The sequence below is a fragment of the Paenibacillus sp. FSL K6-2393 genome (assembly GCF_038002545.1).
In the GTDB taxonomy this organism is placed as follows: domain Bacteria; phylum Bacillota; class Bacilli; order Paenibacillales; family Paenibacillaceae; genus Paenibacillus.
Genome location: NZ_JBBOCU010000001.1, coordinates 3,793,342 through 3,807,594 on the forward strand (window position 1 = coordinate 3,793,342; position 14,253 = coordinate 3,807,594).

General features: G+C 49.1%; 8 protein-coding genes. All 8 read right to left on the bottom strand.

The window, feature by feature from the left end:
- Positions 1-25: 25 nt before the first annotated feature.
- The 8 genes from MHI14_RS16715 to MHI14_RS16750 all read right to left on the bottom strand — a co-directional run bounded on the left by MHI14_RS16715 (position 26) and on the right by MHI14_RS16750 (position 14,251).
- A complete protein-coding gene (locus tag MHI14_RS16715; RefSeq protein WP_445670370.1) occupies positions 26-2,512 on the bottom strand; it encodes a glycosyl hydrolase family 95 catalytic domain-containing protein in 2,487 nt (828 codons plus the stop codon).
- 53 nt (positions 2,513-2,565) lie between these two features.
- Positions 2,566-3,711 (bottom strand): glycoside hydrolase family 88/105 protein, encoded by a 1,146-nt coding sequence (locus MHI14_RS16720; protein ID WP_341130820.1) that lies wholly within the window; start codon positions 3,709-3,711, stop codon positions 2,566-2,568.
- Between the two features lie 67 nt (positions 3,712-3,778).
- Positions 3,779-5,836: a glycoside hydrolase family 65 gene (locus tag MHI14_RS16725; RefSeq protein WP_341131715.1), complete on the bottom strand. Its 2,058-nt coding sequence runs from the start codon at positions 5,834-5,836 to the stop codon at positions 3,779-3,781.
- Positions 5,837-5,879: 43 nt separating this feature from the next.
- The gene (locus MHI14_RS16730) at positions 5,880-8,174 is read right to left on the bottom strand and encodes a helix-turn-helix domain-containing protein (protein WP_341130821.1); all 2,295 of its coding nucleotides are present in this window, start codon (positions 8,172-8,174) and stop codon (positions 5,880-5,882) included.
- 87 nt (positions 8,175-8,261) lie between these two features.
- Positions 8,262-10,493, bottom strand: a complete 2,232-nt coding sequence (locus tag MHI14_RS16735) for a glycoside hydrolase family 88/105 protein (protein WP_341130822.1) — start codon at positions 10,491-10,493, stop codon at positions 8,262-8,264.
- A 1-nt stretch (position 10,494) separates the two neighbouring features.
- On the bottom strand, positions 10,495-11,823 hold the full coding sequence (locus tag MHI14_RS16740; RefSeq protein ID WP_091030711.1) for a Gfo/Idh/MocA family protein: 1,329 nt from the start codon (positions 11,821-11,823) through the stop codon (positions 10,495-10,497).
- Positions 11,820-13,358, bottom strand: a complete 1,539-nt coding sequence (locus MHI14_RS16745; protein WP_091030714.1) for an extracellular solute-binding protein — start codon at positions 13,356-13,358, stop codon at positions 11,820-11,822. Before MHI14_RS16745 ends, MHI14_RS16740 begins: the two co-directional genes overlap by 4 nt.
- 23 nt (positions 13,359-13,381) lie before the next feature.
- Positions 13,382-14,251 (bottom strand): carbohydrate ABC transporter permease, encoded by an 870-nt coding sequence (locus tag MHI14_RS16750; RefSeq protein ID WP_083679484.1) that lies wholly within the window; start codon positions 14,249-14,251, stop codon positions 13,382-13,384.
- Positions 14,252-14,253 lie beyond the last annotated feature (2 nt).

A 14,253-nucleotide genomic window follows, 5' to 3' on the forward strand; every position in this document is an offset into this window, starting at 1 on the left:
AAAAATGCCGCCAGATGGCGGCATTTTATTCATTATTTATCCCAAACATTTTTCTCTCCAGAGTGAGTTCCCCACCAACTTCAATTTCAAGCTCATAGATGCCATTATCATCAAGTTCACATAAGCAGGCACTTCTGCTGATCATCTCGCATCCGTTCACCCATTCAGGAATATGAAGCTTCGTATTGATCCGCCGGTCCGCGACAAGTTCTGCCCGGAAGAAGCCCGAGCTCCGGTTCCATGTACAGGACATTCGACCTCCTGGTATGCACCAGTCATGAATGGAACCCCGTACCCACCGTTCTGGCAATGCCGGCAGTAACTTGATCCACTGTTCTGACACATAGAGCAGCATTTCCTGTACTGCATTAACCCAGCCCATATTGGCATCCAGCTGAATCGGAGCAGCGGGCATGGACATACATACCCCCATATTACGCCAGTCATTATGCAAGGTATACCCATTACTCAGTACACAGGAGCGCGCAAGAATATCGAGACTTTCCAGCGCCCGCTCACCATTGCCAAGTCGAGCATATATAGACGACATATGTGCAAGGGACCAACCACTCTGAGCACCAAGCCTTCTCTGATCAACTGCTGTCTCGAACGCTTGGAAAAGTTCTGGCTGTTCTTCACGGGTGACCTCCTGTCCTGGAAAAACAGGATACAGGTGTGAAAGATGACGATGATCACGTCGATCTTCAAACGCAGGATGCAGCCATTCTTTCACAGCTCCCTCCGCTTCAATTAGATAGTCGGGCATATGCTCCAGCATGGCTTCCCAGCACGGAATCTTAGTCGCATGCACTCCAGTTAGTCGACTGGCTGCAATGACATGCTGTAGCAGTTCTTTAATAATGGCAATGTCCATGGTGGCGTTAATGGCTGTAGGCATAGGGTGGGTCAGTGGCTGTCCATGCTTAGGCATAAAATTCTCAGGTGTATTCTCTGGCGAAACAGACGGGTATATCTTATATTTGCCGTCTTCACCCAGCACCAGAAAATCTTCATAGAACTGAAGGGCCTCCTTCATGAAGGGCAAGGCTTCCTCCAGCAGAAACTGCTTATCCCCAGTAAACTGATAATGTGCATAATAATGTCTGGCGATCCATCCTGCTGCTCCCGTCCAGTTCATGATTACGGGAACAATCTGGTTAGGCACCCCGATACCCGGTGTTGTTCCAGCGGGAATGTAGATTCCTCGGCAGCCATATAACTTGCGAGCATTGTCCCGAAAGTCATCCATTAATCCGTTGTAATAGCGGAACAACGAACGATTCAGATTGGATAAACCACCTACGTCAGTGTGCCAATACATCATTTGCACATTCTCATTCGCCATATTGTGGCCCCAGATCAAGCGATAATCACCACCCCACAAGCCGTATAATCCAAATGGCAATCCGCTATGTTCAGAGGTTCCGCTGATAAACAGATACCGACCATAGGCCCACATCTTGCGCACGAACCCTGTAGGTGCTTCACCTTCATAGGCTTCCAGAAGCAAGTCTTCATTACAGCGTCCGTCATCTGTTTTATCATCCAGATCAAGCTCAGCGGACCGAAACAGCGGTTGATGCAGTGAGATATGCCGATCCAGCAACGTATTGTAGTCGCTCTCAAGCGATGCGAGTTCCTGCTTCAACCGTGTCCATTCCTGCGCTCGTCTGCCCGTAGTAAACATTTTAACAAGCACAAGCACTTTTCCAGAGGTCTGGAAATGAAGTTGCCTGCTAAGCATGTCTTTGTTAGTTTCGCTTTCCTTTTGTTGATCATGACTCGCACCAGGTATTTCGTTCAATTGGATCAGTCGCAGCACCGCTCCGTAGTCCTGCCCATCGTCATTTCGTCCCCCATAGCACAGATAGTCTCCACTATCATCCCGATCAATTCTTATCGTTATAGACGACTTTAGTATGTTGAACTCGTCATCTTCTCTTACCCGGTCGCCCTGCGGGAATTGAAGGCCTATCGTCCCCGACATCAATGAATGCTCAGCCGAACCTGTTCCCTGCGCATTTGCTCCATCTTTCACTCTATGAGTCTCGATCTCATAGACAACACAATCGTCTGCACGCGAGACGAACAGACTTCTTGTATAGTTGTCACTTCCGTCCTGCCAGCGCACATGAACTTCCCCTGTGTCCATATCCAGTTGCCGCCGGTATTTGCGAAAAGCGTTATTACACTTCATTTTCACCGTCATTGTAGCCAGTGGATATCGGGAAGACAACTTGGACGCGTAACCTTCTGCTTGCAGTGTACGGGTCAGATGCCAGCTTGCCTCTAAATATCGTTCCTCATCCATTAACTTACGAGTTTCTAATAAGGTATGACTGACATCGGGCAGCTCATCTTTGCGCCCCCAATGCCATAATTCACTGTGCTGCAAGAGCACAGTTTCAGTCTGAATTCCACCTTGCACTGAAGCACCAAGCTTACCGTTTCCGGAAGGAAGCGCTTCTCGCCACAACCCTTGCCACCAGGAAGAAGGATATTTCAGCAACATCTTGTTCCTGTCCGGCCGTATGCCTGTAGTGTCTGTGTGATCAGTGTGTTGGTTCACGCTTTTTCCGCCCCAAGTCTCTCCATCTCAATACTGGCTAGCAAGAACGGGGCTACGCCCATCTGCACATCGCTAACGACCTGTTCACTGATGTAATATTCATAAGAACCGTCCCGATACTTCTTCCCACCGAGTCCGGCACCATGACAGATGTGGTGAAGATGCACCCCTTTTTCATCTTCAGTGACTAACTGCTTCAATATTCCAGCATAGGCATGATCAACGACTTCACGGTCCAGTTCAGCCAGATAATGTAACCGGAGGCCTTTCGCGAGTGCATAGGTCAACATACAGGAAGCAGAGGCTTCCAGATAATTGCCGGCTCTTCCGTTCTGATCCATCACTTGGTACCAGAGTCCACTATCATGATCCTGAGCATGGGCAATCGCGTATGCCATTCGTTCAAATATGCCCATAATCTGTCCGCGCTGTGGGTGATCCACTGGAAAGTGCTCCAGTGTATCTACCACGGCCATTGCATACCATCCCATGGCCCGGCCCCAAACATGAACGGATCGACCAGTATCTTGAGCGCACCAGCGTTGTTCCCTGCTCTCATCCCAGGCATGGTGTAGTAAGCCATTACGCGGATTACGGGTCTTTCGCTCGATCAACAAAATCTGTCGTGCCACTTCATCGAAGCTCTCGGGATGATCGAAGGTGCTCGCATATTCCGCCAAAAAAGGTGAAGACATATAAATGCCATCCAACCACATCTGAAATGGATATATTTTCTTATGCCAGAATCCACCTTCACTTGTCCGTGGTTGTCCTTTAAGCTGGTCAACCAGGTGCAAAATTGCTTTAGCATATTTTTCATTGCCGGAATTCTTCCACTGGTTGAACAGATTTTTGCCTTCATTGATCATATCCAGGTTGTAATCATTTAACTGGTAGGTCCGAATGGTGCCGTCATTCTCGATGAGGTCATCCATGTGACGCTGAACAAGTTCCGCGTAGCGGGATTCTTGATTCCATTCGGCGGCGCGTTCCAGTGCCATCAACGTCATCCCGCCCACATAGCCCCATTTGCCTGCAATCTTGGGATGATTGCCATTCTGGCATTCGGAAAGCAAGGTATCTGCTATTTTGACAGACATTCTCCGTTCTTGTGTCACTGACTTTGTCGAAGTTCCAACCATATCGAAATCCTCCTTCTGATGGATTATGCCATCTGTACCGTTCAATCGGGGTTCAACGTTCTGATGATTACATCAAAGGATTAAGACCTTCCCACTTCACAGTCCAGCTACCATCCCGTGGAAATCCCGGATTCACTTGTTCTCCCGCTCCTGCCCAGCCGGCGGCCATCATGGCGACAGCGGTTAGGAGACCACCGTTCCCGGGAAGATATGCCCACAACCCTGATCTCTGATAGTTGTGTCCATTAGGCAAATACGTGTTCTTCGTGGCATCCATCATCAGGAGATCCACTGCAAGCTCTGGTTCATTCAATCTGGCTGCTGTCATCGCGCACATCGGAAAATCCCAACCCCAGGCGGATTCCCAGTCCCAGCATTCTTTGACCCTGAGCAACGTATTTCTCATGATCTCCGGATCGATTAATGAACCTGGCAATAGTCCAAGTGCTCCAACCATCGAGGGATGATCATGGTTTTTAACGGTGTAAGTGTCCAGACAATTCTCGTGTGCGAGATAAACTCCGTTCTCATGTCGAGGTTTAGCCATGTGCGAAGCCACTCTTCGCCAGTCTGGATTGGCTGGATGATTCAAACGCTCTGCCCAAAGGATGGCTATCTCCAGACCGAATTTCCAGTACTCCAGTTCATAGGGCGGATTCAAACTATCGTTCATGGCGTGATTCTCCTGCGCAGGAATAAGCGGCGGACCTAACACATACGCTTGCCTTTTCCCATCCCAATGGGCATAGGACACCATAAAGTCAGCCGCTTCAAATACGATATCCTTATACCGTGTTAACATGGCAGGATCAGGCCGCGACAGATAACACATCTCAGCTAGTGCCATGGGATGTGGTTGCTGCCAGATCAATCCCGGAGCTACTGGCGACGGAGTCTGATGCCCGTTATAGCCCACCATTTTGGGCCATCGCGCACCGACATAACCTTGAGAGCGTGCCAGTTCGCGTGCTTCTGGCAGGATGGTCAGGTACCAGTCCATACTCTTGCACAACAGATCGGTCCGATTCCAGAGCGGAAAATGCGCTGCATGCCACCAATGCATCTCCAGATGCATTTTTCCGAACCAGCTGTTGTACATATATCCAGTCTCTTGTGGTGGCATGGACCCACCACTGTGCACCGCACTCAGAAACTGGGATAGGACCACTCTACGCTCCAGTTCAGCGGCACGCGGATCTGAACTGCCTTCAAAATCAATCACTCCGCCATCATTCCAGAACTGATTCCAGTGGACCGAGCTTGATCGCAATACTGTATCTGCTGGCAAGGTTTCCGGCTTATGTGCAGCAAAAGATACACTGCACGACCAGATGTCCGAGTCTGGTGCGGCCTTGGGAGATAGTGTGAATTCATGAGTTCCCGTCTGTTCCAGTTGGCCTGCGTCCCAGATCCATTCCAATGTATACTCATCTTCATCCAGCACACGTTTTAATGATGCGGAAGTCGAAGTGGCCGATGTCAGCACAGTAGAATGTCTGTCATGTTGCTTCCAGTCGGGGAATACTGATTTTGACCAGCTCCGGTGTGTCATATCGGGCGCTGGAAATACAACAAACAGTTGCAGACGCTGCTTACGGATTAATTCGGATTGTACACAAATGGCGATACAATCGAGCCGTGGGTCACAGGCTGTCTCTACACTCACTTCTTCCCCCTGCACGGTAAATTCACTGTGCAGAATTCCGGTCCATAGATTCAATTCCTGACGTACCGGGACGACATGGGTGACGTCCGTCTCCTGACCATCTTCTCCTAGCAAACGAAATGAAATGCGTCCAAGCTGAAGTCGATGCGGGTTCTGCCTAAGCCAGTGATAGGCTTCTTCCTTGTCTTCGGGCTTCATGGGGTATGGCACTTTGCGGCCATATGTCTCAAATGCCTGATAGACAATATCCTCATCTCCGAATACATGATGACCACCCGTATAATGCCAACCCCAGTTGGATTGTGTACCAAGAGGTATTTCATACAGATCTGGATACGTTTGAAGTCCCGTAAAATCAGCACTGAATGCAAATTCTCCATTACCTACAGATAAAGGCGATCTGGGCTCAAGCTGTGTTAATACCGGATGATTCCTGGTGATGACCGATTGTCGATCCATCAATGGCTCTGCCTCCTTGTCATTCTATGGGTTCAAGTATGGATCAAGATTCCTGTAGTACACCCCTGCGGCTTCGCATTATCTCCCTGTACTTTCCCGGTGTAATGTCTTTGTATTTTCGATACACACGAATAAAACTGTTCTCATGCTGATAACCCACCATCGTTGCGATCTCGGAAATTCTATAATCCGTATCCAGCAATAGTTCACAGGCACGTTCCATGCGAAGCTTAGTGAAATATCCGTGGATGGTATCGCCCATTTCCTGCTTGAACAACTGACTTGCCAAACTGCTTCCGATCCCAGCATGCTCGGCAATCTCCTGAATGCTTACCGAGTCTTCCAGATGGTTGTTCATAAATGCAATCATCTGTTGGCACAGTATGAAATCCTTGCTAAGCATAAGGCTACCGAACCAATCAGCCAAACCTTCGATCTGGCTTCGCAGCACTTCACAGACAGCCTCCAGATGCATGGTCTGCATATCCACCATTTCGAGTCCGCAACCTTCTGTCTCGCTCTTCAGGCGAGTTCGTTCAAGTGTAGCTGCAACAGCTTCAAGAAAGGCCAGCGCTGATGAAGGGTGCCATTGCTCGTGCGTCATTCGACCAACTATCTTGTCAAAAGTCCTCAGGGCTTCTTCACCCCTGCCTGCTTCGACGGTCTCCGTCAGTTGAGTCATGAATTCAAGTTCTTCCAATGTATTCTCGGTCGGTTGCAGACCCGAGATCTCTTCAAACGAAATAACTCGTTCATACCCCAAGTAGAATCTGTAATCCAGCGCACTCTCCGCCTCATACATGGCTCGCTGAAGTCGCATGAATCCGTCGTGCCCCCCGCTTACGCCGCTCGACACCTGAAACTTGAGCAAGCGAGGAATCATGCCAATCGTCTCTCGTATTGCTGTCGCTACGCTCTTGCTACCGCCAGAATGAATCGGTTGCAGCATCACGAGCATCCGGTCTCTGCCCAGATCGGCTGATAACACCCGCCATTGTCCAGACAACAGTTCAGCTATGATATTACCAATGGCAAATTTCAGCAGGGAGTGATCTGACTTCTTAAAACGCTCACACCAGGCCTTATAATTATCAATCGACAACATGGCAATAGAGAGTGGCTCATCGCTCCAATCCTTGAAATAACGGCACCATTTCTCGCTAATTTCCCGACTTCCTGTCATATGTCCGTTATAGATATCCGTCAGAAATTTGGATGAAGCTTCCGGAAGGGTCTGCCTGAGATTGATGGCCTGCTGAGCATGATCCGTTAGCAGTTGCCCCGTTATTTTCTCCAGATCAATCTGCTCCGGATGGATTCTCTCCTGGTCGTACCCGCTGAGCAGTTGTCTCATGCGTCTTACCGGTCTAAAAGCAGCTGCATTGTAAACTGTGATCGTAACCGCTCCTGCTACAAGAGCCAACAAAGATACGATAAAAACAATATTGCGGATCTTCTGTGCATTAGCGAGGAGACTGTCTTGTGATATCACGGACAGATAACGCCATCCGGTGTACGGTGAAATGGTCTGTGAAGCCAGTAAAAGCTTACCTTCATGTTTAAACTCGCCAAGCTTTTCACCATCCAATTGGGCGAGTACATGACTGACCGCTTCCTCTCCGACGGCATAATTGCCGAGATCATATAAAGGCTGGTTGTTGGTGTCGAGGATGAAACGATGGCTGTCAAGGTCGGAGACGGATGAGAGCAGCATGTGCTCGAACATCTTCTCTGTCTTGAAATTAACTGCGATAATCCCTTTCAACTCGCCAGCGATCATTATTTTTCGATAAAGTGTAATTTGCGGCATGGACACACCAGACGATGTGGAAATCTCACGTTGCTTGACCAGCATGGGACGATCTTCAAGTTCATCGGCAACGCTAACCCAATCCGAATCCGGGAAATTAACTTTGCTGGAGCTGTAGCCTTGTGGGAACGCAACAATGCTCTCCCGATTCATATCAAAAATGTAAGCGCTCTTAATAAAGGACGTACTACTGATTAAGGTTTCCAGAAATTGTACCAGTTCCGTAATATTGCGGTATGATCCCTGTACTTCATTGGTGAGAAATCGGTATACATTACTGTTCAGTGCAATTTTCACCGCAATCTGATCACTTTCCCGGATCACTTCATCAATATCATTCATGCTGATACGCAGCATCTGGTGTTGCGGCTCACTTAATTCCTGCTGTAACACCGATTTGGAAGAATAATACGTCGTCATCCCCACCCCAATAATAATCATGAAGACAACAACAGTCAGAATCAGCAGCAGCCGGGTCTGGGTATTGGTGACATTGAATTTTAGCCACTTTAAGAAGGAAAGGGTCACAATTATCCCACCTCATATGCAATATACCGATATTATACCGTTCCCATATGCCCAATACGACCCGGTCCAACAGCCTATTTTCTCCCTCTAAAAAGATGATTTCTCCAATTTCTCGGGTGTTCCGACCCTTTCCGTAGCGAAAACCGGCGTGTTTGTCTGCCATTCTTGCATGGCAATAGTTTCAAGCCCAGCAAGAAGTACAATGCCGATCCCATGGGTATCATTCAGATTCCAACCCAGTTCATGCTTATAATAGTGATTCGTGAAGGAGTAGCTGGAGCCACGACATACGCCGTATACATTGCCTCTTTTATCAATTGTGCGTTCTGAAAGCCCCTTCCACCCTCGCTCCACCGCTTGTGCATAGGGTTTCGGATCTAACAGCCAGCCCATTCGAACACCCCGGGCATACGCATAGATGAACATGGAGGTACAGGATGTTTCCTCATATGATTCGGGGTCCGTTAATACCTGATGCCACAATCCGTTTCTGCCCTGCAATGGCAAGTACCCTTCACACAATTCCCTGTAGAACTGAATGAGAACTGTATAGGATGGATGCTCATGAGGAAGGGCCGTCAGCAGCTCCGATATGGAGAACAGCACCCAGCCGTTGCCTCGGCCCCAAGGGGTCCGTGTTGGCTCACCTCGCTCCACATCGAATACATGTGACATAATTTGCAGCTCTGGAATGTACAGATACTTTTTATACAAAAGAACCTGTCTTGCCGCTTCATCCAGCAGCTTATCGTCACCCGACCATTCGGCGTATCTACACAGGAACGGGATGCTCATATACAGATCATCACACCACATCGTGTTATCCATTGATCTGGAGACACCAATCTTGCGGTATAAAGTGCCATCTTCCAGACGGGACTGTTGATGCAAAATATAGTCAGCGATATGAGCTGCCGTCTCTGAAACGCCGTCCAACTTGCGTTCCCGATCGGCAAGCAGCATGGTGGCGCCGAAAGATCCACAGTCGTCCAGGCTGTCGATATGGGAGAGCTGATTATTCAGCCCAGCTGCACCATAATGTTCTCTGTCCCATAAGGAGTAGCTGAAACGTGAAGAGGCAAATTCAATGTGATTCAGCACGTAATCTCGAATATCCGATCGTTGACCCACTTTGCCAAGCTGAAGCAATCCGTATAACGTGACGCCCAGGGGATAGTTCCATCGGCCGAACCATTCATTTTCCAGAAATGGACGTACCTCTCCGTATGGCAGCTCTGTTCGCCAGTATACGTCTTCACCTGTTCCGCTACGAGTAGTCCGCTTCATCTTCTGGCAGGAAGCCAGATCAATCTCCTGTTCCGCTTGAAAAGGACCCAGGTACAGCCACTTGCCTCTATGCCCTTTCACATCCAGTGCGGGTGTCAACATCTCATCTGTAGTTGCATCCATACGGAATCCCCAATCCCGGTCTCCACATACACAGTTCGCTGTCAGATCTTGCACAGCAGCAGATAATGGCAGTTCGAAACGGAAAAGTCCGGCTTGCTCTTGATGGAATACTACCTTACCCTCCACCCAGAATTCAATCGGGCTGTAGGCCTCACCGGAGATCAGCACAGTCTCCTTCCCACAATTGGTACCATTTATCTTCGTCCATGCATACGCAGACATGCCGCTGGTCAGTCCATACATCCGTGCCAACTGCCCATAAGGCGATGCCTTCTCGGGGTCTTCCTCCCGAGGCAACCAGTTAACGCCAGTGGCCTTCTCTCGCATGGGGCCAGAAGGAATTTCCTGCAACGGAAAATCCAACGACTCGCTGTAGAGCCAGCCTTCTTCCCCATCTCGTTCGAGCGAAGGTACAATGAAGTGAAGTGGTTTGTTCTTCCGGGAGCCAGTGCCAAACTGGCCACCTCCCCCATTTTCGCCTGATTTGAATTCAAGAACGAAGTGATTCCAGCCTCTGACCAGCCCACATTTCAGTTTCAGAACAGGTATCGCTGGATATTCCTCTTCAGGTGCAGAACCATAGATCAGCACGCCATTATGAAACAACCTAACAGGTCCGAAGCAGGTGATATGAAAAACAAATTCCTGATCACTGTCACTCCACAGTTTGGCCCATGCATAGACCTGTTGTCCTTTGCTCATGTGGGGAAATAAATCGCCCAGCGGGAAGACGTAGCGGTGATCATCGGACTTGCGCACAAGTCCTGGCCTACTCACTCTGTAGACCGGGGGATGCGGAGGATTGGCGCCAATATACCTTCCCGCAATGCTCATCAGGGCGTGCATATCGTCTTCACCACTGTGATAAGCCATACTCTCCTCCGGTTCAAAATACACAGGTCTGCTCATGTCACTTCTCCCTCCCTTTGTGTGTGGGCACTCTGCTGTTCCAACCACCCAGCACTTCATCTATGGAAATAGGCCGATGCTCTTCCACAGATCGCCACACTGCTTCTCCAGCGGCAACGGAATAAGCGCCGTCTTCAGCGCCAGACAGAATTCGGTAAGGGCGTTTCTTATCTTCGCCGAGGAAAATATCCTCCAGCAGCAGTGGATCTCCTCCTCCATGTCCGCCTTCACGATGAACAACATGGATCGTTTCTTTTGAACCAAAGAGCGGAAAGTAATCGATCGTCTGGACGGGTGTGGGAAAAGGCGTCCGGGCCGGCATATGATACTCCAATGTTTCTAGCCTGCCCTTCGTACCATTTATCGCCAAACGGTACCCTTCGTAAGGAAGTGAGAAATTGACCGAATAACTCATCAGCGCGCCGCCGCTATATTTCACGGTTGCGGCATACGTGTCTTCAATCTCAATCGTGGAATCGAAGATACACTGGTCGGGACGGTATGAAGTGTACGGAAACTCCTGCTGGCTTGTTGTACCGAGCTGGTTCAGATGGTCATCCGGTACCCGGATCTGACGACTGCGGGACGTCCAGCGGGAATAATAGGCACAATCTTCTGAGACATGACATGTTCGGCAATGTCTTCCGTCCTCCTGTGCCGGATTCCATTCACCTTCAGCCCCGTAATAGTTCAGTGCTCCATAGGCAAAAACTTCAACTGGCTTTTGATTGATCCACCACTGGACCAGATCAAAGTGGTGGGTACTTTTATGGACCGACAGACCGCCCGAGAATGCCCGTTCACGGTTCCACCGTTTAAAATAACTGGAGCCGTGATGGGTATCGATATACCAGTTAAGGTCGATGGAAGTGACGCGACCGAGTTTCCCCTCCTGAATTAATTCCTTGATACGCATGTGGATCGGCATATACCGATAATTGAACGTTACGGTAACGTTGCCCTTACTCCTTGCTTCTGCTTCCAGAATGCGTCTGGCATCAGCGCCTGTAGTCGTCATCGGCTTTTCGGTGATAACATCGAGATCCCGCTCCAACGCGGCGACAATATAGTGGGCATGAGTATCGTCCCTGCCAGCCACGATGATACAGTCAGGCCGAGTCTCATCGACCATGACCCCAAAATCCGAAGCGCCATATACCGCTACTTCTGTGTGCTCAGGAAAACGGTCGCGATAGACTTCAAACCGTGCAGGATCGCTATCCAGCAGGGCGACAACCTCTGAATTATGAGAGAATAGCTCATGAATTGGTTTTGCAAATTGTCCCAATGCTCTGCCGCTGACCCCGCATAGGGCATATCTCTTTTTCATTTTCTCACCTTCTCATACCATTCCTGTACACGCTGGGTGACCACTTCGCCCCCGGAAGCATTCCATTTCTTCACATATTCATCATAAGCCTCGATCGGCAGCTCGCCGATGACAATCTTGGTCAATACCTCTTGAAACAACTTGTGAGACTGGATATCAGGAAAACCTTCATACACAGAGGCTGGCAGACCGTCACCGGCAATTTGCCGCGCATCAGCAGTGCTGACTTCGAACATGTCTTTGACCATTTGCTGCTGATCTTCCGGATATGTCTCTTCAATCCGCTTGTTCATGTCTTCTGCTGTGGTCAGATTCTTCATACCCAAGGCAAGCGGTTTGTTGTCAGCAGGTGGAAGAATGACTTTGCGTCCATCCTTGACTTCATGCTGCTCACCTTCAAGACCAAAGCGACCGAACTCATCATTTTCAGGATTGTAGAAGAAATCCAGCAGTTTCAGCGCATTTGGCGCATTATCCTGTTTGGTGGCTGGGATCATCCATTCCGGTTCACCCATGCTTTTCTGGGTGACAAAAGCTTCAAACCCTTCGGCTTTGGGCAACGGCATTGCTGCAATGTAGGCATCTGGAGCCTGGGTCAGCATCGCATTGTACCGATCTCGCACATTTGCAGGCAAATGGTACCAGCTGCCTACGAGGTTATTATTGATTTTGGCCTGCCACACTTCCCCTTTGTTCAGGAAGGTTTCATTGTCCAGCAGTTTTTCCACATATAACATGCGAATGAACTTGATTGCTTCCCGCATATTGTCGGTAGTCCCTGCGTACTGGATTTTTCCATCGTATTCATCCCATTCGGGATACCCTTCCCACATCGCTACCCCGTACATCGCAAACAGATGGTCCATCCATCTGCCGAATTCCCTCCCGCTTGTTGGCAGTTCATCCGGTTTGCCGTTGCCATTCGGGTCCTTGTCACGGAAAGCTGTGAGCAGCTCGACATATTCATCAGTGGTCTTTGGCATCTCCATGCCCACCTTATCCACCCAATCCTGACGAATTAATGGTGCACGTTCAGGCACAAGGAATACCTTGGGCACATAATAGATTTTGCCGTCAGGGGAAGCGGAGCGTACGATATCCCAAGCTTCCTGAGGAATACTTTCCCACACATGCGGTGCATATTCAGGTAGCAGTTCATCCAGTGGTAACGCGCCTCCCTGCTGAATCAGTGTCTGCTCAATGCCTCCAATCGGACGCAGGATATCTGGCAGTTCATCCGAGGCAATCATCAGGTTTAAGTATTCGGATGGCTCCGAACCGGGAGGCGTTGTAATGAGTTCATACTGGACTCCCGTCTTTTCAGCAATGTATTTCACATGTGGATTATCCGCAGTTGGCAAGCTGCCAACGCCCATATGGCTTTTGAATACTTTGACTTTTACAGCTCCACCACTGCCTTCGCCGTTACCAACGTCATTTCCGGAACTTGTAGTAGCAGAGCCACAACCAGCGACCAACAGCATGGCTAGACTGAGCATTAGCGGCATCATCTTGCGACTCAGTTGTTTTCTCATGGAATCATCCCCCTGAACATGGTTTATTCTTTCAGTGATCCGAGCAATGAACCTTTCACAAAATACTTCTGTAGATAAGGATACACCAAAATAATGGGAACGCTTGCAAAAAGTATCGTCGCTGCCTTTAACGTGGTTGTATTGAAGTTGTAATCCCCAAGAAACATATTTACTTGGGCCAGTTCCTCCGGGCTGGTTAAATACGCTCGTAGCTTCATCTGCAAAGGCCAGAGCCCTGGATCACGTAGAAACAGTACCGCCCGCTGGAACGTGTTCCAGTATCCCACCGCATAGAACAGACTGACCGTAGCCAGAACCGGCTTGGATAGCGGCAAATAAATCTGAAACAGGATCCGGAAGTCATGGCAACCGTCGATTCGGGCCGTGTCATCAAGTTCTTTGGGCAAGCTCATGAAAAAGGTACGCAGAATGACCATATTAAATGTGCCAATTACACCAGGAATAATCAGGGACCAGATGGAATTCATCATGCCCAGCTCCCTTACCGTCAGAAAGAATGGAATCATCGGGGCATTGAAAATCATCGTAATTACGATGCCCAGCATCACTTGTTTGCGAATCATGAATTCTCTGCGCGATAACGGAAAAGCGGTCAACACTGAAAACAACATACTAAGCGCAGTACCCACTACCGTAATGAATACGGTTACACCGAACGATTGCCATAAGCCTGAGCTTTGTAGAATGTGTTTCCATGACGCGAAAGTAAAGCCGACGGGCCACAGAAATACTTCTTTGGAGTCTGCCGCAACCGGCGAACTCAGGGAAACGGCAAGCAGATGTAGCAATGGAAGGAGCATCGTAAAGGCCGCAAGCGTCAGGAAAATGTAGTTGGCGGTTTGGAACAGCTTTTCTCCAATCGTCTGCTTGATCA

What these genes read in the sequence shown, in the direction of transcription:
- MHI14_RS16725 (WP_341131715.1), bottom strand. Translation starts at nt 5,836, where the DNA reads ATGGATCGACAATCGGTCATCACCAGGAATCATCCGGTATTAACACAG.
- MHI14_RS16745 (WP_091030714.1), bottom strand. Translation starts at nt 13,358, where the DNA reads ATGAGAAAACAACTGAGTCGCAAGATGATGCCGCTAATGCTCAGTCTA.
- MHI14_RS16715 (WP_445670370.1), bottom strand. Translation starts at nt 2,512, where the DNA reads ATGTTGCTGAAATATCCTTCTTCCTGGTGGCAAGGGTTGTGGCGAGAA.
- MHI14_RS16735 (WP_341130822.1), bottom strand. Translation starts at nt 10,493, where the DNA reads ATGAGCAGACCTGTGTATTTTGAACCGGAGGAGAGTATGGCTTATCAC.
- MHI14_RS16740 (WP_091030711.1), bottom strand. Translation starts at nt 11,823, where the DNA reads ATGAAAAAGAGATATGCCCTATGCGGGGTCAGCGGCAGAGCATTGGGA.
- MHI14_RS16720 (WP_341130820.1), bottom strand. Translation starts at nt 3,711, where the DNA reads ATGGTTGGAACTTCGACAAAGTCAGTGACACAAGAACGGAGAATGTCT.